At 72.3% G+C, this 18,718-nt stretch carries 17 protein-coding genes; 2 read left to right on the forward strand and 15 right to left on the reverse strand.

What is annotated here, in order from left to right; genetic code table 11:
• Window positions 1–26 precede the first annotated feature (26 nt).
• Complete coding sequence (locus tag RNL97_RS04720) at window positions 27–1,484, reverse strand: aldehyde dehydrogenase family protein (protein WP_030589518.1); 1,458 nt, start codon at window positions 1,482–1,484, stop codon at window positions 27–29.
• 164 nt (window positions 1,485–1,648) lie between these two features.
• Window positions 1,649–3,115, reverse strand: a complete 1,467-nt coding sequence (locus RNL97_RS04725) for a GuaB1 family IMP dehydrogenase-related protein (RefSeq protein ID WP_243313447.1) — start codon at window positions 3,113–3,115, stop codon at window positions 1,649–1,651.
• A gap of 297 nt (window positions 3,116–3,412) precedes the next feature.
• Between RNL97_RS04725 and RNL97_RS04730 the strand changes: the two genes are divergently transcribed.
• Window positions 3,413–4,489: a terpene synthase family protein gene (locus RNL97_RS04730; protein ID WP_243313449.1), complete on the forward strand. Its 1,077-nt coding sequence runs from the start codon at window positions 3,413–3,415 to the stop codon at window positions 4,487–4,489.
• 72 nt (window positions 4,490–4,561) lie between these two features.
• On the opposite strand, the gene RNL97_RS04735 is transcribed toward RNL97_RS04730, so the two are convergent.
• From RNL97_RS04735 to RNL97_RS04755, 5 genes are all read right to left on the reverse strand, one after another.
• Window positions 4,562–5,557: a sugar-binding transcriptional regulator gene (locus RNL97_RS04735; RefSeq protein WP_030589527.1), complete on the reverse strand. Its 996-nt coding sequence runs from the start codon at window positions 5,555–5,557 to the stop codon at window positions 4,562–4,564.
• Window positions 5,558–5,690: 133 nt separating this feature from the next.
• Window positions 5,691–6,374, reverse strand: a complete 684-nt coding sequence (gene rpe / locus RNL97_RS04740; RefSeq protein ID WP_030589531.1) for a ribulose-phosphate 3-epimerase — start codon at window positions 6,372–6,374, stop codon at window positions 5,691–5,693.
• Between the two features lie 148 nt (window positions 6,375–6,522).
• Window positions 6,523–7,956 carry an RsmB/NOP family class I SAM-dependent RNA methyltransferase gene (locus tag RNL97_RS04745; RefSeq protein ID WP_243313450.1) on the reverse strand — a complete coding sequence of 478 codons (1,434 nt, stop codon included), beginning with the start codon at window positions 7,954–7,956 and terminating at the stop codon, window positions 6,523–6,525.
• Between the two features lie 151 nt (window positions 7,957–8,107).
• A complete protein-coding gene (gene fmt, locus RNL97_RS04750) occupies window positions 8,108–9,040 on the reverse strand; it encodes a methionyl-tRNA formyltransferase (RefSeq protein WP_030589537.1) in 933 nt (310 codons plus the stop codon).
• Window positions 9,041–9,111: 71 nt separating this feature from the next.
• Window positions 9,112–9,234, reverse strand: a complete 123-nt coding sequence (locus tag RNL97_RS04755) for a hypothetical protein (protein WP_279343824.1) — start codon at window positions 9,232–9,234, stop codon at window positions 9,112–9,114.
• A 117-nt stretch (window positions 9,235–9,351) separates the two neighbouring features.
• Here RNL97_RS04755 and RNL97_RS04760 point away from each other — a divergent pair, with 117 nt between their 5' ends.
• Window positions 9,352–9,918 (forward strand): hypothetical protein, encoded by a 567-nt coding sequence (locus RNL97_RS04760; RefSeq protein ID WP_030589539.1) that lies wholly within the window; start codon window positions 9,352–9,354, stop codon window positions 9,916–9,918.
• 163 nt (window positions 9,919–10,081) lie between these two features.
• On the opposite strand, the gene RNL97_RS04765 is transcribed toward RNL97_RS04760, so the two are convergent.
• From RNL97_RS04765 to RNL97_RS04800, 8 genes are all read right to left on the reverse strand, one after another.
• Window positions 10,082–12,226: a primosomal protein N' gene (locus RNL97_RS04765; RefSeq protein WP_243313452.1), complete on the reverse strand. Its 2,145-nt coding sequence runs from the start codon at window positions 12,224–12,226 to the stop codon at window positions 10,082–10,084.
• Window positions 12,227–12,370: 144 nt separating this feature from the next.
• Window positions 12,371–13,579: a methionine adenosyltransferase gene (gene metK / locus RNL97_RS04770; RefSeq protein WP_030589545.1), complete on the reverse strand. Its 1,209-nt coding sequence runs from the start codon at window positions 13,577–13,579 to the stop codon at window positions 12,371–12,373.
• A 199-nt stretch (window positions 13,580–13,778) separates the two neighbouring features.
• Window positions 13,779–15,023: a bifunctional phosphopantothenoylcysteine decarboxylase/phosphopantothenate--cysteine ligase CoaBC gene (coaBC, locus tag RNL97_RS04775; protein ID WP_243313455.1), complete on the reverse strand. Its 1,245-nt coding sequence runs from the start codon at window positions 15,021–15,023 to the stop codon at window positions 13,779–13,781.
• Between the two features lie 141 nt (window positions 15,024–15,164).
• Window positions 15,165–15,437: a DNA-directed RNA polymerase subunit omega gene (rpoZ, locus tag RNL97_RS04780; RefSeq protein WP_003970369.1), complete on the reverse strand. Its 273-nt coding sequence runs from the start codon at window positions 15,435–15,437 to the stop codon at window positions 15,165–15,167.
• 61 nt (window positions 15,438–15,498) lie between these two features.
• Window positions 15,499–16,092: a guanylate kinase gene (gene gmk, locus RNL97_RS04785; protein ID WP_023608339.1), complete on the reverse strand. Its 594-nt coding sequence runs from the start codon at window positions 16,090–16,092 to the stop codon at window positions 15,499–15,501.
• A 38-nt stretch (window positions 16,093–16,130) separates the two neighbouring features.
• Window positions 16,131–16,454 carry an integration host factor gene (locus RNL97_RS04790; RefSeq protein WP_003970367.1) on the reverse strand — a complete coding sequence of 108 codons (324 nt, stop codon included), beginning with the start codon at window positions 16,452–16,454 and terminating at the stop codon, window positions 16,131–16,133.
• A gap of 246 nt (window positions 16,455–16,700) precedes the next feature.
• Complete coding sequence (gene pyrF / locus RNL97_RS04795) at window positions 16,701–17,540, reverse strand: orotidine-5'-phosphate decarboxylase (protein WP_030589555.1); 840 nt, start codon at window positions 17,538–17,540, stop codon at window positions 16,701–16,703.
• Window positions 17,537–18,649 (reverse strand): quinone-dependent dihydroorotate dehydrogenase, encoded by a 1,113-nt coding sequence (locus tag RNL97_RS04800; RefSeq protein WP_030589558.1) that lies wholly within the window; start codon window positions 18,647–18,649, stop codon window positions 17,537–17,539. Before RNL97_RS04800 ends, pyrF begins: the two co-directional genes overlap by 4 nt.
• Window positions 18,650–18,718: the final 69 nt, after the last annotated feature.

The following is an 18,718-nucleotide window of genomic DNA, read 5'->3' on the forward strand; positions in this document are numbered from 1 at the left end:
CATGCCCGGTGCGGCGGCGCAGGCCGTCAGAAGGGGAACTGCGAGCGGCCGTGCTGGATGGAGATCCACTTCTGGGTGGTGAAGGCCTCGATCATCGAGTCGCCGTTCAGCCGGCCCAGACCGGAGCTCTTCTCGCCGCCGAAGGGGACGATCGGCTCGTCGTGGACGGTGCCGTCGTTGATGTGGATCATGCCGGTGTGGATGCGCTGCCCGACCCGCACGCCGCGCTCGATGTTGCCGGTGTGGACGGCGCCGCTCAGTCCGTACGGGGTGTCGTTGGCGATCCGGACGGCCTCGTCCTCGCCGTCGAAGGGGATCAGCAGGGCGACGGGCCCGAAGATCTCCTGGTGCAGGACGGGCGAGTCGGCGGCGAGACCGGTCAGCACGGAGGGGCTGACGAGGTTGCCGTCGGCGCGGCCGTGCAGGAGGGCCGTCGCCCCGGCCGCCACGGTCTGGTCGACGAGCTTGGAGACGGACTCGGCCTGCGAGGAGTTGATCAGCGGGCCGATCTGGGTGGCCGGGTCGGCGGGGTCGCCGACGGTGAGGGACGCGACCTTGGCGACGAACTTCTCGGTGAACTCGGCCTCGACCGCGCGGTCGACCAGGATGCGGTTGGCGGCCATGCAGACCTGGCCCTGGTGGACGTACCGGCTGAAGACCGCCGCGTCGACGGCGTAGTCGACGTCCGCGTCGTCGAGCACGACCAGGGCGCTGTTGCCCCCGAGTTCGAGGACGGCGCGCTTGAGGTTCCGGGCGCAGACGGTGGCGACGTGGCGGCCGACCTTGTCCGAGCCCGTGAAGGAGATGACCTGCGGCACGGGGTGCTCCAGCAGGGTGTCGCCGATCTCCGCGATGTCGGTGATCACGACGTTCAGCAGCCCGGCGGGGAGCCCGGCGTCCTCGAAGACCTTGGCCAGCAGGGTGCCGCCGCAGACCGGGGTGTTCTGGTGCGGCTTGAGGACGACGGCGTTGCCGAGGGCCAGCGCGGGCGCGACGGACTTGAGGGAGAGCAGGAAGGGGAAGTTGAACGGGCTGATCACCCCGACGACGCCGACGGGCACGCGGTAGACGCGGTTCTCCTTGCCCTCGGTCGGCGAGGGGAGGATCTGTCCGGCGGGGCGCAGGGCCAGCTGGATCGCCTCGCGGAGGAACTCCTTGGCCAGGTGCAGTTCGAACGCGGCCTTCAGCCGGGTGCCGCCGAGCTCGGCGACGATCGCCTCGCCGATCTCCTGCTCGCGCTCCTCGACGATGCCGAGAGCCTTCTCCAGAACGGCCCGCCTGCTGTACGGGTTGGTGTCCGCCCATGCCTGCTGCGCGCGCTCGGCGGCCCGGTAGGCCTGGTCGACCTCCTCGGCGGTGGCGACCGGGATCGAGGCGAGCTTCTCGCCGTCGAACGGGTTGAAGTCGATGATGTCCCAGGACCCCTTCCCCGGCCTCCACTCGCCGTCGATGTACTGGTGGGCCAGGTCAGTGAAGAAGGACATGAGATCCCTTACCGCAGAGAGGCAGGCAGCTGAGTGCGATTCATATTACTTAGATCCAAGGAGAGTTGAAGCGCACCCCCGGCCACGCGGGCGGGCCGGAAACGACCCCGCCCCCTCCGGCGTGGAACAGCCTGAGGGGGCGGGGTCGTCGGGTGATCCGGGGATCAACTCCAGCTGGCGTGCAAGGGCTTGCCCTCGGCGTAACCGGCGGCGCTCTGGACGCCGACGACCGCCTTCTCGGCGAACTCCGCCAGGGATCCGGCACCGGCGTAGGTGCAGGAGGAGCGGACGCCCGCGATGATCGAGTCGATGAGGTCCTCGACGCCCGGGCGGGTCGGGTCGAGGAACATCCGCGAGGTGGAGATGCCCTCCTCGAAGAGCGCCTTGCGGGCGCGGTCGTAGGCCGACTCGTCCGAGGTGCGGTTCTTCACGGCGCGGGCCGAGGCCATCCCGAAGGACTCCTTGTAGAAGCGGCCGTCGGCGGACTGCTGGAGGTCGCCGGGCGACTCGTACGTGCCCGCGAACCAGGAGCCGATCATCACGTTGGAGGCGCCGGCGGCGAGCGCCATGGCGACGTCGCGCGGGTGCCGGACGCCGCCGTCGGCCCAGACGTGCTTGCCGTGCTTCTTCGCCTCGGCGGCGCACTCCAGGACGGCGGAGAACTGCGGCCGGCCGACGCCGGTCATCATCCGGGTGGTGCACATGGCGCCGGGGCCGACGCCGACCTTGATGATGTCCGCGCCCGCCTCGATCAGGTCGCGCACGCCCTCGGCGGCGACGATGTTGCCCGCGACGATCGGCACCTGCGGGTCGAGGGCCCGTACGGCCCTCACCGCGCTGATCATGGATTCCTGGTGGCCGTGGGCGGTGTCCACGACGAGGACGTCGGCGCCCGCGTCCAGGAGCTGCTTGGCCTTGCCGGCCACGTCGCCGTTGATACCGACGGCGGCCGCGACGCGCAGCTTGCCCCCGGCGTCGGTGGCGGGGGTGTAGAGCGTGGCGCGCAGGGCGGCCTTGCGGGTGAGGATGCCGACGAGGCGGCCGTCCGCGTCGACCGCGGGGGCGAGCTTGCGGTTGGCGCCGTCGAGCTTGTTGAAGGCGTCGCGCGGGTCGATGTCCGCGTCCAGCAGCACGAGGTCCTTGGACATGACCTCGGAGAGCTGGGTGAAGCGGTCGACGCCGCTGAGGTCGTGCTCGGTGACGACACCGACGGGGCGGCGGTCGGCGTCGACGACGACGCCCGCACCGTGCGCCCGCTTGGGCAGCAGCGAGAGCGCGTCGGCGACGGTCTGGCCGGGGGCCAGCTCGATCGGGGTGTCGAGGACGAGGTGGCGCGTCTTGACCCAGGAGATGACGTCGGTGACGACCTCGATCGGGATGTCCTGGGGGATGACGACGAGGCCGCCGCGGCGGGCGACGGTTTCGGCCATCCGGCGACCCGCGATGGCGGTCATGTTGGCGACCACGAGCGGAATGGTGGTACCGGTTCCGTCGGGCGACGAGAGGTCCACACCCTGGCGGGAGCCGACCGCGGAGCGGCCCGGGACCATGAAGACGTCGTCGTACGTGAGGTCGTACGGGACCGCGGGGGACTCTGTGTAGCGACCGGTTCCCGGCTCAAGAAAACGCATAACACTCATTTTTTCATACGAAACCACGCAGGTCGTTTCCCCGAAGACACAGCAAAAGACCCCCGCATTCGTCTGATCCTCCGAAGAGGCGGCCGGGGGTCCCGGGCAAGTGAACCTGCCTTACCCACGGACTGTACCCGAACAGGATTCGAATCATTCGTGATCACCATCCCTGGACCGGGTGACAAGGGGTCAGGTAGCTTCAAAGCCGCAGGTCTCGGGGGTGCCGGAAGCGTCGATCCGGCTCGTCGGCAACCCTGGGCACACCGTATGACCGGAGAGGATCCCGATCCGCCTGTGGACAGCGAACTGCCGGACATCTACTGCCCGTTCCCGCAGCGGACCAATCCGCACGTGGGGCACACCCGGGGCCACCTGGACGCCTGGACCAGACGGACGGGTCTGGTCCATCGCGAGTCCGCGAGGAACCGATTCGAACAAGCCGATTTCGGGGCGTTCGTCGGCATGGTCTACCCGACGGCCGACGAGGAACACCTCGATCTGGTGGCCGACTGGTTCGTCTGGCTCTTCCTGGTCGACGACCAGCTCGACGACGGCCACCTCGGCCGTTCACCCGACCGAGTGAGAAGCGTGGTCGAACGGATGCGCGCGGTCGTCGACGGCTCAGCGCCCGAGCCGCTGCCGGGGGAAAAGGCCCCGGCCGCCGTGACCGCCCTGGCCGATCTGTGGAAACGTACGACGCCGAACGCGGCCCCGCACTGGCGGACCCGGTTCGCCTGGCATCTGGTCACCTACCTCACGACCGCCACGACCTGGGAGGCGGGCAACCGCGCCGAGAACGTGGTGCCCTCGGAGGAGACGTACATCGCCAAGCGGCGGCACACCGGGGCCATCCACGTCTGCATGGATCTCATAGAGATCGTCGCGGGCATCGAGGCGCCGGAGTCGCTCCACAACGACCCCCGCTTCATCACCGCCCTGGAAGCCGCGTGCAACCACGTCTGCTGGGCCAACGACGTGTACTCCTTCGAGAAGGAGCAGGTGCTCGGCGAGATCCACAACCTCGTGCACCTGGTCCGCCACCACCGGGGCCTCGGGGAGCAGCAGGCGCTGGACCATGTCGCCGAACGGCTCGCGATGGAGACCGAGCGGTTCCTCACCGCCGAGGACGAGCTGCTGGAGCTGTATCCGGAACTGTCCGGGCTGCTGGTGCCCTACCTCGACGGGATGCGGAGCTGGATGCGCGGCAACCTGGACTGGTCGCGCCAGACGCCCCGCTACAACCCGGCGGACGTCGGTCAGTACGAGGAACCCGAGGAGTACCTGGAGGAGACGGTGCTGGGCGTCCCGCCCGCGCGCGCCGAGGCCGCCGCCCCCGCGCCGTGCTCGGCCAAGGCTCCCCCGTCCGGCTGAGCGACCGGGGGACGACATGCCGAGGGCCGCGCACCCCGCGAGGGCGCGCGGCCCTCGGCGCGTCCTTGCGCGTCACTCCCCGTCGGGGTCGGCCCGCTCCAGCGCCGGGCGGACCCCCGCGGCGGACTCGGTGAGCAGGTAGTCGGCCGCCGCGGTGTCCGTGACCAGGCTGGTGACGAGGCCGGAGCGGAGCACCGCGCCGATCGCCGCCGCCTTGCGCTGGCCGCCCGCGATCGCGACCACCTCGGGGATCCGGCGCAGCCGGTCCGCCTCCACGGTGATGCAGCGCTCTCCCAGGTCGCGGCCGACCCGGCGGCCCTCGGCGTCGAACAGGTGCGCGGACATCTCGGCGGCGACGCCGAGTGAGGCGTAGTGGGCGCGCTCCTCGTCCGAGAGCATGTCGTGGACGGTGGAGATGCCCGGCTCCCAGGAACCGATGGAGACGGCGGCGACGGTGACCTTGTCGAAGTACTCGAAGGCGCGGGCGATGCCCGTCTGCTCGCGCAGCGCGGCGGCCGTCGCGGGGTCGGGCAGCAGCATGGGGGCGTAGATGGGGTGCGCCTCGCCGCCGGAGACCTGGGCCGCCCGGCGGACCGCCTCGACCGAGCCGCGCTCGGCGGTGCCCGCGTCGTACACCCCGGTCAGCTGGACGACCGTGCAGGGCGGCAGCCGGTCGAGGGCCGCCGCCATGTGGATGGTGGAGCGGCCCCAGGCCAGGCCGAGCACATCGCCCTCGGCCACCAGCTCGCCCAGCAGGTCGGCGGCGACCTCGCCCAGGTTCTCCGGGTCGGGGGCGTCGTCCTGTTCCTCGGCCGGGGATTCGACGACCACCGCGTGCCGCAGCCCGTAGCGGGCGCGCAGGGCGTCGGAGCGTTCGGCGTCCAGCTCGGCCGGGACCCGGATCTCGATACGCACGAGATCGCGTTCGAGAGCGGTCTCCAGGACCCGGGCCACCTTGAAGCGGCTCACGCCGAACTCCTCGGCGATCTGGATCTTGGACTTGCCCTCCAGGTAGAACCGGCGGGCCATGGCCGCCGCCTGCACCAGCTCCGCGGGTCCCATCCGCATGGCTGACCGACCCGCCGAGATGCCAGACACCGCGATCTCCTCACTGCTGTTCACACGCCCGATACGCCGTTCATCCTGTCAGATCCGGCGATCCTTGATCGGCCCTGTCGGACCGCGTTCATCTGCCCTTGGTTCAGTGGTCGCACGCCCAGGGGGCCGCGGCCGTCGCCACGTCCGCCAGGGCCCGCAGGTCCCGTACCGCCGCCGCCGGGTCCGCCGCCCCGTAGACCGCGGATCCGGCCACGAAGACGTCGGCTCCGGCCTCGGCGCACCGCTCGATGGTGGAGGCCGAGACCCCGCCGTCGACCTGGAGCCACAGTTCGAGACCGTGCTTGCTGATCAGCTCCCGGGTGCGGCGGATCTTCGGCAGCATGATGTCCAGGAACGCCTGCCCGCCGAAGCCCGGCTCGACCGTCATGATCAGCAGCATGTCCAGCTCGGGGAGCAGGTCCTCGTACGGCTCGATGGGCGTCGCGGGCTTGAGCGCCATCGACGCGCGCGCCCCCTTCGCCCGGATCTCCCGCGCCAGCCGCACCGGCGCCGCGGCGGCCTCGGCGTGGAAGGTGACGGACCCGGCGCCGGCCTCCACGTACTGCGGGGCCCAGCGGTCCGCGTCCTCGATCATGAGATGGCAGTCCAGCGGGGTGTCCGTCGCCTTGCTGAGCGCCTCGACGATCGGCACGCCGAGGGTCAGGTTGGGCACGAAGTGGTTGTCCATGACATCGACATGGAGCCAGTCCGCGCCTTCGACGGCCTTCGCCTCCTCGGCGAGACGCGCGAAATCGGCGGACAGGATGCTGGGGTTGATCTGCGCCATGACCCAAGCCTGCCACGTCTGAGGCCGGTTCCCCGCCTCGATGCCCTCCGAAGCCTCACACGGCCCTCACAGTCCGCGCATTCTGGGCATTTTGCCAGCGCTTTACTGTTCTTTTGCCGTACCGGAGGGGGCGCTGACGCACTGATATTCAGCCGGACCGGCGCAGCAGAGCCAGATACATCGCGTCCGTGCCGTGCAGATGCGGCCAGAGCTGGACGTCCGGCCCCTCGCCCAGGGCGGGCACCCCGGGCAGCAGCGGGCGGGCGTCGATCCACTCCGCCTCGACCGGCTCCCCGCCGCGGCCCTTGAGCACGTCCTCGACGACCACCCGGGTCTCCGCCAGATGCGGCGAACAGGTGGCGTAACCGACAACGCCGCCGACCCGTACGGCTTTCAACGCCTCACGCAGCAGGCCCCGTTGGAGCGGTGCGAAGGCCTCCAGGTCCTCGGCGCGACGCCGCCAGCGGGACTCCGGGCGGCGGCGCAGCGCGCCGAGGCCGGAGCAGGGCACGTCCATCAGGATGCGGTCGAAGGTGCCGGGCAGCCACGGCGGGCGGGTGCCGTCGGCGGTGATCACCTGGTACGGGCCGGGGTTGCCGGCGAGCGAGCGCTCGACCAGCCGGGCGCGGTGGGGCTGCTTCTCGGCGGCGAGCAGTGTCGCGCCGCGCTCGGCGGCCAGCGCCGCGAGCAGGGCGGCCTTGCCGCCGGGGCCCGCGCAGCCGTCCAGCCAGCGGGTGTCGCGGCCCTCGACGGGGGCGGCGGCCAGGGCGGCGGCGACGAGCTGACTGCCCTCGTCCTGGACGCCCGCCCGGCTCTCCCGGACGGCCTCCAGCGCGCCGGGCTCGCCGCCCTCGGCCATCCGGACGGCGTACGGGGACCAGCGTCCGGGCAGGCTGTTGTCCTCGCCCAGGGCCTTGACCAGCTCCTCGGTGGTGGAGCGGCCGGGGCGGGCGACCAGGGTCACCTCGGGCCGCTCGTTGTCGGCCTCCAGCAGGTCCTCGATGCCCGCCCGGCCGCCGCCCAGCGCGTCCCAGAGGGCGGAGACGATCCAGCGGGGATGGGAGTGCACGACGGCGAGGTGGTCCTCGGCGTCCTCGTCGTACGACGGGGCGACCTTCTCCACCCAGCCGTCGAGGTCGTGCGCGGTGACCTTGCGCAGCACCGCGTTGACGAACTTCGCACGCCCCTCCCCCAGCACCACCCGGGCCAGCTCCACGCTGGCGGAGACGGCCGCGTGGGTGGGGATACGGGTGCCGAGCAGCTGGTGGACGCCCATGTTGAGGACGTCCAGGACCGGCGGGTCGACCTCACGCAGCGGCCGGTCGATGCAGGCGGCCACGATCGCGTCGTACGTGCCCTGGCGGCGCAGCGTCCCGTAGACCAGCTCGGTCGCCAGGGCCGCGTCCCGGCTGTCGAAGTCGCCCTTGGCACGGGCCTTCCTCAGCAGCGGGGGCAGCACGAGGTTGGCGTACGCGTCCCGCTCGTCGACGGCCCGCAGCGCCTCGAAAGCGAGGAAGCGGACCGGGTCCTTCTTGGGCCGGCGGTGGGGCTTGGCGGGACGGCGACGCGGCTGGTCGTTCACGTGAAAGGTGCTCCGCTGACGGTGAGTGGGGCGAACCCTCCCAGCGTACGACGCCGTCACCGCCCTCCCGACCAGCGGCCCGGGGGCCCTGGGACCCGGGCCTGAGCCGCTCCGGGCGCGGCCGGGGCCCTGCCTCACCCCTGCCGGCGTGCTACAGGCCCAGCAGCTCGCCGTGGGCGATCCGGACGCCGCGCGCCCAGTCGGCGGCCCGCATCGGCTTCTTGCCCTGCGGCTGGACCCAGAGCAGCTCGACGGCGTGCGATCCGGTGCCGACGTACACGTTGTTCTTGGCGGCCGACAGCTCGCCGGGGGCCAGATCCGTACGGTCCAGGACGGGGGTCGCCTGGATCAGCTTGAGCCGCTCGCCGCGGAACAGGGTCCAGGCGCCGGGGGCCGGCGTGCAGCCGCGGACCACCCGGTCGACCCGCAGGGCGGGCGCGGACCACTGGACCTGGGCGTCCTCCACGGTGATCTTCGGGGCCAGCGTGACGCCCTCGTGCGGCTGGGGCACGGCGTGCAGGGTGTTGTCCTCGATGCCGTCCATGGTGGCGGCGAGCAGCCCCGCTCCGGCGAAGGCGAGCCGGGTGAGCAGGTCGCCGCTGGTGTCGGTGGGGCGGATCTCCTCCGTGAGGACGCCGTAGACCGGCCCGGAGTCCAGCCCCTCCTCGATCAGGAAGGTCGACGCGCCGGTCACCTCGTCCCCGGCCATCAGGGAGTGCTGCACGGGGGCCGCGCCCCGCCAGGCGGGCAGCAGCGAGAAGTGCAGGTTGACCCAGCCCCGGGCGGGCACGTCGAGGGCGGCCTTGGGCAGCAGGGCGCCGTAGGCGACGACCGGGCAGCAGTCCGGGGCGATCTCGCGCAGCCGGGCGAGGAACTCCTCGTCCCGGGGCTTGACGGGCTTGAGCACCTCGATCCCGGCCTCCTCCGCCCGCTCGGCCACCGGGCTCGCGACGAGTCGGCGGCCCCGCCCGGCGGGGGCGTCGGGACGGGTCACGACGGCGGCCACCTCATGGCGGTCGGAGGCGATCAGGGCGTCCAGGGCGGGGACGGCGACTTCGGGGGTGCCGGCGAAGACGAGCTTCATGGGTGGCTGACTGCCTCTCGGGCCAAGACGTACGGTGACGAGCAGCACACCAGTCTAGGGGGCCCGGCCGATCAGAGCCCGGCCGCTCCCTGGTGCGGGGAGACGACTCCCTTGCGCAGGGCGGCGACTCCCTTGCGCGGGGGCGGCGACCAGGGGGCGTACGCGCGCCGCGCACGCCCCGTGCATACGCACATACGCCCCGATAGCGTGACCACATCACCGGCTCGGGCGTTGGTCAAAGGAGATTGACCGAAGCGGGCCGCCCCGATTGCGGCCCGATCCCTTTCAACGCCGGTTCGAGAGGCTTCTTCATGGCCGACCACGCAACGCACGACGCCCAAGCGCGGGCCAGTCTGCATCTTCTGGTGCGGGACATCGAGCGGGTCAGGCGGCAGGTGGACGCGCTGCGCACCCTCACCGCCCAGCTGGGCAACGTCTACCGTCCGCGCCGCTCCGGCCCCTCCGCGGGCTTCGTCGTCTACGGCAGGGCCCCGGCGCCCACCGTCCGCCTCGCGCAGGAGCTGCGGGACAGCGTCGAGACCCTGGTGACGGCCGCGGTGGACTTCGACCGCTCGCTGGGCTTCTCCTGGGACGCGGTGGGCTCCGCCCTCGGCGTCACCAAGCAGGCCGTCCACCGCCGTTACGGAACACGCCGCGCCACCCCGCAGCCCGCCGCCGAGACGGGCGGCGAGAACGGCTCCGCGCCGCGCCCGGTCTCCGTCGGCAGCGGCCTCCCCGGACCCTCCGCCAAGGGCTCCGGCTCCCCGGTGCCCTCGGTCCCGGCGGCCCGCTCGATGCCGCCGCAGCCGTCGGCGGCCCCGCAGCCTGCCCGCGAGGAGCTGCGCCCCGGCGCGTTCCCGGGCCCGCGCAACGGCTGACCGCACGCCGCCCTTCTGCCCCACCGTGCCGGTCGCACGGCGGGGCAGTTCTCTGTCCGGGCCCGGTGCGGACCCACGGTCCGCAGGCGGCCCCGCCGCGGGCCCGGCCGATGCCGGGGCCCGATCGACCCCGTCGGCCCGACCGGGGGACCGGCCCGTCGCCTCAGCCGATGTCGGGCGGGTCGATCCTGATGCGTATCGGTTCGCTCGCGCCCTTGGCCGTACGGGCCGCGAGCGCCGTCTTCAAGGCGCGGGCGAGCGCCGCCCCACGCCCCGGGACCACCCGGATCAGGGCCCGCTCCCAGGTCTCGCCCGGCGGCGCGTCCCCCGGCCTGCGGGCCCTCCCGGGCGCGGCCGAGGGGGCCGGCACCGGTCCCAGGATCTCGGCCTCCGGCGGCAGCCCGGCGGTCTGCAGGAACGCGGCCAGGGCCTCGGGCGGGCCGGTCACCGAGGCCATCCGGGAGACCGGCGGGAAGCCCAGCTCGGCCCGCTCCGCCAGCTCGCGCCGCGCGAACCCCGCCGGGTCCCAGCGGACCAGCGCCTGCACCGCACGCTCCGTCGGCTCGGCCACGACCACCACCGTGCCGCCCTCCTCCTGCCCCCGCACCAGCGCCGACGCCGCCAGCCACCGGCGCAGCGCCTCCTCCCCCGCGCGCAGATCGGGCCGTCCGAGCATGGCCCAGCCGTCCAGGAGCAGGGCCGCCGCATAGCCGCCCTCGGCGACGGGCTCCGCGCCGGGGGTGGAGACGACCAGCGCCGGGGCGTCGGGCACCGCGTCGAGGATGTGGTCGCGCCCCGAGGTACGGACGGGCACGGCGGGAAAGGCCCGGCCCAGCTCCTCCGCGGTGCGGCGGGCGCCGACGATCCGGGCGCGCAGCCGGGTGGAACCGCACTCCGCGCAACTCCAGGCCCGCTCGGCCTGCCCGCACCAGGCACAGTTCAGATCCTGCTGGTCCGGCGCTCCCAGAGGGCCCGCGCAGTGCCGGCAGCGGGCAGGGGTGCGGCAGCGTTCGCAGGCGAGGCGGGGGGCGTAACCCCGCCGGGGGACCTGGATCAGCACCGGCCCTGTGCGCAGACCGTCGCGCACGGCGCCCCAGGCGAGGCTGGGCAGCCGGGCGGAGCGGGCGGCCCCGTCCCGGGCCAGCTCGCCGTCCCCGACCGTACGGATGAGGGGCGCGGCCCGGCGCAGCCGTTCGCGGTCGGCGAGGAGCGGCAGCGCCCAGCCGCTCTCCACGAGCTGGGCGGCCTCGACCGTGCAGCTCGTCCCGCCGAGCAGGAAGCCGCAGCGGCCCTGGGCCGCCCGCAGCTCCAGGACCTCGCGGACATGCGGGAAGGGGGCGTTGTCGTCGCTGTGGCTGGAGTCGCCGTCGTCCCAGACGACGACGAGGCCGAGGTCGCGCACGGGGGCGAACATGGCGGCCCGGGTGCCCACGACCGCGCGCACCGAGCCCCGGCGCACCGCCAGCCACTGCCGATAGCGCTTCTCCGGGCCGGATTCGGCGGTCAGCAGGGCGTGCCTCCCCGCGCCGAGCGTCTCGGTCAGGGCCGCGTCGACCCGTGCGGCGGACCGCCCGTCCGGGACGACGACGAGGGCGCCGCGCCCGGAGGAGAGCGTCGCCGCGACGGCCCCGGCGATCTCCGCGGGCCAGTGCGGTCCGGGCAGGGCGGTCCACACCGCGCGCGGGGCGCCGCCCTCGGCCAGTGCGTGCAGGAAGGCCGGACCCTGGCCGTACCGCTCCCAGGTGCCCGGGTCCGGGGGCGGGGGCGGCGGCAGCGGATCCGGGGAGGGCTTGGCCTCGGCGCGGCCGTTGCGGGGCGGGACGGCGAGCTGGAGGACGTCGGCGAGGCTGCCCGCGTACCGGTCGGCGACAGCGCGGCAGAGAGCGAGCAGCTCGGGCCCGAGGACCGGCTCCGGGGAGACCACGGAAGCAAGGGCCGCCAGCGCGCCCTGGTAGTCGGAGTCGGCGCGACGCTCGACGATGAAGCCGTCGATCAGACCGCCGCCCTCGCGCCGCCCGCCCTGGACATTGCGCCCGCCGGCCCCGAACCGGACCCGCACCCGGACGCCCGGCTGTGCGTCGGCGTCCAGCTCCTGGGGCACCGCGTAGTCGAAGAACTGGTCGAGGTGGAGGACACCCTTGTTGACCAGGACGCGGGCGACGGGCAGCTCCTCGGCGAGGGCCGCGCCGCGCCAGGTCCGCGGCTTGGCGCGCGGCACCTTGGCCCGGCGCACGGTCTCCCGGATCAGCGCAAGCTGCTCCGGCGGCCCGGCACCCGGTTCGGCGGACTGCTCGTTCTCGCTGCTCACAGCTGCATTCCTACCAGAGGGCACTGACAGTCCGGCGAGCTCGGAGAGTCGGGGCACGGCAGCGGGGCCCGGCCACCGTGTTCGGTGTCCGGGCCCCGCCGTCGCTCACTGCTGATGCTTCTGCGAGCCCTTGCTCAGGGGTTCTTACAGACCCGCGGCCGCGCGCAGCGCGTCCACGCGGTCCGTGCGCTCCCAGGTGAAGTCCGGCAGCTCCCGGCCGAAGTGGCCGTACGCGGCGGTCTGGGCGTAGATCGGGCGGAGCAGGTCGAGGTCCCGGATGATCGCGGCCGGGCGGAGGTCGAAGACCTCGCCGATCGCGTTCTCGATCTTCTCCGTGTCGATGGCGGCGGTGCCGAAGGTCTCGACGAAGAGGCCGACCGGCTCGGCCTTGCCGATCGCGTACGCGACCTGGACCTCGCAGCGGGCGGCGAGACCGGCGGCCACGACGTTCTTCGCGACCCAGCGCATCGCGTACGCGGCGGAGCGGTCGACCTTGGACGGGTCCTTGCCCGAGAAGGCGCCGCCACCGTGGCGGGCCATGCCGCCGTAGGTGTCGATGATGATCTTGCGGCCGGTGAGGCCGGCGTCTCCCATCGGGCCGCCGATCTCGAAGCGGCCGGTCGGGTTCACCAGGAGGCGGTAACCCTCGGTGTCCAGCTTGATGCCGTCCTCGACGAGCTGCGCGAGCACGTGCTCGACGACGAACTCGCGGATGTCGGGCGCGAGCAGCGAGTCCAGGTCGATGTCCGAGGCGTGCTGCGAGGAGACGACCACCGTGTCCAGCCGGACCGCCTTGTCACCGTCGTACTCGATGGTGACCTGGGTCTTGCCGTCGGGGCGCAGGTAGGGGATGGTCCCGTTCTTGCGCACCTCGGACAGCCGCCGGGAGAGGCGGTGCGCGATGTAGATGGGGAGCGGCATGAGCTCCGGGGTCTCGTCGCAGGCGTAGCCGAACATCAGGCCCTGGTCGCCCGCGCCCTGCTTGTCGAGCTCGTCCTCGTCACCCTCGACCCGCTTCTCGTACGCGGTGTCGACGCCCTGGGCGATGTCCGGCGACTGGGCGCCGATCGACACCGAGACGCCACAGGAAGCACCGTCGAAGCCCTTTTTGGAGGAGTCGTAACCGATCTCCAGAACCTTGTTGCGCACGAGGTTGGGGATGTCGGCGTAGGCCTTGGTGGTGACCTCGCCCGCGACATGCACCAGACCGGTGGTGATCAAGGTCTCGACGGCGACGCGTGAGGAGGGGTCCTCACGCAGGAGCGCGTCGAGAATCGTGTCGCTGATCTGGTCAGCGATCTTGTCGGGGTGACCCTCGGTGACGGATTCCGAGGTGAAAAGACGGCGGGACACATCGCTCCCTGGGGTTGCAGCGGCTGCTGGCTGATCATGGGTGGTACGTCCGAGAGCTGCGCTCGGCGCGTACCGTCGGCCAGTTTATCGGTCACTTCCGGCGACCGGGCCAGGTGTCTCGCCCTTTGGGAGGTTCGTGAGGTGCGCCACACACGGCACCAGTAGGACAATTCACCCCGCTCGGCCGCCGTTTTCGGCGTTATGGGGCGATTTCGCTCGGCCGATGGGCTGACGAGGAATTCGACGGGAACCTGACGGAAACCAGATCCCAGATCGTGTCGGCAAGGGCTTCCTTGGGACCGTACGGCACCGGCGTCTCCTGGCCGTCGGCGGCGAGGACGACCGCCTCGTTCTCCTCCGAGCCGAAGGTCTTGCGCTCCCCCACCTCGTTGACCACGAGGAGGTCGCAGCCCTTGCGGCGGAGCTTGGCACGGCCGTTGGCCAGCACGTCGTCGGTCTCGGCGGCGAAGCCGACGACGATCTGGTCCGGCCGGGCCCGCTCCTGGGCGACCTCGGCGAGGATGTCGGGGTTACGGACCAGGGTGAGCGCCGGCGCCTCCTCGCCGTCCTTCTTCTTGATCTTGCCGGTGGCGTACTCGGAGGGGCGGAAGTCGGCCACCGCGGCGGCCATCACCACGACGTCCGCGTCGGCGGCGGCCTTCACCACGGCCTCGCGGAGCTGGACGGCGGTGCCGACCCGCAGGACGTCGGCCCCGGCCGGGTCGGGCAGCCCGGTGTTGGCCTCGATCAGGGTGACCCGGGCTCCCCGGGCCACGGCGGTGCGCGCCAGCGCGTAACCCTGCTTGCCGGAGGAACGGTTGCCCAGGAAGCGCACCGGGTCGAGCGGCTCGCGGGTACCGCCGGCGCTGATGACCACACGGCGGCCCGCGAGGTCGGGCTCGGGAACCCCGCGCGCCAGCACCCGGCGGCAGACCTCGAAGATCTCGCCGGGGTCGGGCAGCCGGCCCTTGCCGGTGTCGACGCCGGTGAGCCGCCCGACAGCGGGCTCGATGACGACGGCGCCCCGGCGGCGCAGGGCGGCGACGTTCTCCTGGGTGGCCGGGTGCTCCCACATCTCGGTGTGCATGGCGGGGGCGAAGACCACCGGACAGCGGGCGGTCAGGAGCGTGTTGGTGAGCAGGTCGTCGGCGAGCCCGTGGGCGGCCTTGGCCAGCATGTCCGCGGTGGCCGGGGCGACCACCACGAGGTCGGCGCCCTGCCCGATCCGCACGTGCGGGACCTCGTGGACGTCCTGCCAGACCTCGTCGGACACCGGGTGGCCGGAGAGCGCCGACCAGGTGGCCGCCCCCACGAAGTGCAGCGACGCGGCGGTCGGGACCACCCGTACGTCGTGGCCGGACTCGGTCAGCCGGCGCAGCAGCTCGCACGCCTTGTAGGCGGCGATGCCCCCGCTGACCCCCAGGACCACCTTCGGCTTGTCCACTGCGTCTCCCCGCACTCGGCACCGTAACGGCAACATGTGCGTCCCATGCTGCCTCACCGCGCGCGGCGCGTTCATCCGGCCCCGGACACACCTCAGGCCCGGCGGACGGGCCGCCGGGCCTGGAGTGAAGGTGCTGCTGCGTTACTGCGCGGGGCCTTCGATGGCCTCGGAGGTCAGCAGGCCCGCGTTGATCTCGCGGAGCGCGATCGACAGCGGCTTCTCGTGCACGTGGGTGTCGACGAGCGGACCGACGTACTCGAGGAGGCCTTCACCGAGCTGCGAGTAGTACGCGTTGATCTGGCGGGCGCGCTTGGCCGCGTAGATCACCAGGCTGTACTTCGAGTCGGTGGCCTCGAGGAGCTCATCAATCGGCGGGTTGATGATGCCCTCGGGCGTGGTGATGGAAGAGGACACTCTCTGCCTTCCGAAGGGGGTGTAGATCAAAGATCCGAGCGATCTTGACGATTGCGGGGATCTAGGCCTGAAGCATCAAGGCTAGCAGCTCGCGAGCCACATCCTCGACGGAGGTGTTGACGAGCGTCGTATCGAACTCCGCCTCGGCGGCCAGCTCGACCTTGGCGGCGTCGAGCCGGCGCTCGATGACCTCGGGGGCCTCGGTGCCCCGGCCGGTGAGCCGGCGCACCAGCTCCTCCCAGCTCGGCGGAGCCAGGAAGACCAGACGCGCGTCGTCCATCGACTGGCGGACCAGCCGGGCGCCCTGGAGGTCGATCTCCAGCAGGACCGGCTCGCCCGCCTCCAGGCGGTCGAGCACGGCCCGGCGGGGCGTGCCGTAGCGGTTGCCCGCGAACTCGGCCCACTCCAGCAGCTCGCCGTTGGCGATGAGCTTGTCGAACTCCTCGTCGTCCACGAAGAAGTAGTGGACGCCGTTGCGCTCCCCGGGGCGCGGCTTGCGCGTCGTCGCCGACACGGAGAGCCAGACCTCGGGGTGCACGGAGCGCATATGGGCGACGACCGTGCTCTTGCCGACCCCCGAGGGGCCGGAGAGCACGGTCAGCCGCGGACGTACGTCCGGGGGTACGGGGGACGTCCCCCGGGATGTTGCAGCCATGGAGCGATTATCCAGGTTCTCAGGAGTGCCTGAGAACGTCAGGCGGGACTGCCGCCGAACTCACGCTCCAGGGATGCGATCTGGTTGGAGCCAAGACCCCTGACCCGGCGGCTCTCGGAGATGCCGAGACGCTCCATGATCTGCTTGGCGCGGACCTTGCCGACGCCCGGCAGGGATTCCAGCAGTGCGGAGACCTTCATCTTCCCGATGACGTCGTTCTCCTGGCCCTGCTTGATGACCTCGTGGAGGGAGGCGCCGGAGTGCTTGAGTCGATTCTTGACCTCGGCCCGCTCCCGGCGAGCCGCGGCGGCCTTTTCGAGCGCGGCTGCGCGCTGTTCAGGGGTAAGGGGCGGAAGAGCCACGCCTACGTCACCTCGGATGTCGATCTGTCGGATACGGACCGGCGGGGAGGCTGGACGCCACCCCACCAGGTGAGAGCCGAACACACTGTGCTCGGCCGCTCTTCGACGGAGACTAGCGCCAAGGGCCGCCGTAGTCAGCGAGAACAGACGAAAAGTCCTGGTCAGCTGTGGCCGACCAGGATTTTCCCGACATATCGACCAGGTTTCCCGTCAGTAATTCGTCAACACGCTGTAAACGTGTCAGGGTCAACTGCCGGACACGGCGCCGCGGACCTCGTCCGCGAACCGTTCGGCTGCTTCGCGCAGCCCGGACGCGTCCGGGCCGTGGCGCAGCACGCCCCGGCTCACGCTGGGCACCACGTTGCCCACCGCGTCGCCGAACACCGCCGGGAGATCCGCCGGGGTGGCTCCCTGGGCGCCGATGCCGGGCGCGAGGAGCGGCCCGTTGATCGCCAGGTCCACCCCCGCGTCGCCGAGCGTCGCGCCGACCACCGCTCCGACCGAGCCGAGCGGAGCCGCCCCCTCGTTCTCGGCGGCCATGTGGTCGAGCATCAGCTGGGCGAGCGAGCGGCCGTCGGCGGCCGTGGCCCGCTGGACCTCGGCGCCCTCCGGGTTGGAGGTGAGGGCGAGGACGAAGACGCCCGCGCCGGAGGCGGCGGCCGCGTCCAGCGCCGGGCGCAGCGAGCCGAAGCCCAGGTACGGGGAGACGGTCACCGCGTCGGAGAAGAGCGGGGAGTCCTTGTCCAGGTAGGTCGCCGCGTAGGCGCCCATGGTGGAGCCGATGTCGCCGCGCTTGGCGTCCATCAGGACCAGGGCCCCGGCGGCGCGGGCCTCCTCGACCGCCTTCTCCAGGACGGCGATGCCGCGCGAGCCGAACCGCTCGAAGAACGCGGACTGCGGCTTGAGCACGGCGACCCGGTCGGCCAGCGCCTCCACGACGGTCCGGGTGAAGTGCTCCAGGCCCCCGATGTCGTCGTTCAGGCCCCAGGAGGTGAGCAGGGAGGCGTGCGGGTCGATGCCGACGCAGAGCGGCCCGCGGGTGTCCATGGCGTGGCGCAGGCGGGCGCCGAAGGGTTCGAGGGTCACAGGGCGGCCTTCTTCCGGGTCTCGGCGCCGACGGCCTCTTTGAGGGTGGCGTACGGGGAGGTGGCGAGCCGGGCGGTGAGGCCCTTGTGGATCTCGCGGGCGTAGAAGGGGCCTTCGTAGATGAAGGCGCTGTAGCCCTGGACGAGGGTGGCCCCGGCGAGGATGCGCTGCCAGGCGTCCTCGGCGTTCTCGATGCCTCCGACGCCCACCAGGGTGATCCGGTCCCCCACCCGGGCGTACAGGCGGCTCAGGACCTCCAGCGAGCGTGCCTTGAGGGGTGCGCCGGAGAGTCCGCCGGTCTCCCCCAGCAGCTCGGGGCCGGACTTCAGGCCGAGGCCCTCGCGGGCGATGGTGGTGTTGGTGGCGATGATGCCGTCCAGGCCCAGCTCCAGGGCGAGGTCGGCGACGGCGTCGACGTCCTCGTCCGCGAGGTCCGGGGCGATCTTGACGAGCAGCGGGACGCGCCGGTTGGTGACCGTGCGGTCGGCCGCCTCGCGCACGGCCGTCAGGAGGGGGCGCAGCGACTCGGTGGCCTGGAGGTTGCGCAGGCCGGGGGTGTTGGGCGAGGAGACGTTGACGACCAGGTAGTCGGCGTGGGCGGCGAGCCGCTCGGTGGACTTCACGTAGTCGGCGGCGGCCTCGGCCTCGGGGACGACCTTGGTCTTGCCGATGTTGACGCCGACCGTGGTGCGGAAGACGGGGTTACGGGCGGCGAGGCGGGCTGCGACGGCGGCGGAGCCCTCGTTGTTGAAGCCCATGCGGTTGATCAGCGCACGGTCGGCGACGAGCCGGAAGAGGCGCTTCTTGGGGTTGCCCGGCTGCGGTTCGCCGGTGACGGTGCCGATCTCGATGTGGTCGAAGCCGAGCATCGCCATGCCGTCGATCGCGACGGCGTTCTTGTCGAAGCCGGCGGCGAGGCCGAAGGGGCCGTGCATGCGCAGGCCGAGGGCCTCGGTGCGCAGTTCTTCGTAGCGGGGGGCGAGGGCGGCGGCGACGAAGGTGCGCAAAACGGGGGTGCGGGCGGCGAGACGGATCCAGCGGAAGGCGGCGTAGTGGGCCTGCTCGGGGTCCATCCGCTTGAAGACCAGCCGGAAGAAGAGCTTGTACATGAAGAGATGTCCTCACAGAGAGGGGGACACCGTTTCCGGTGTCCCCCTGCTGGGCTGCCGGGGGTGCCC

The sequence above is a fragment of the Streptomyces parvus genome, from assembly GCF_032121415.1.
In the GTDB taxonomy this organism is placed as follows: Bacteria; Actinomycetota; Actinomycetes; order Streptomycetales; family Streptomycetaceae; genus Streptomyces; species Streptomyces globisporus_A.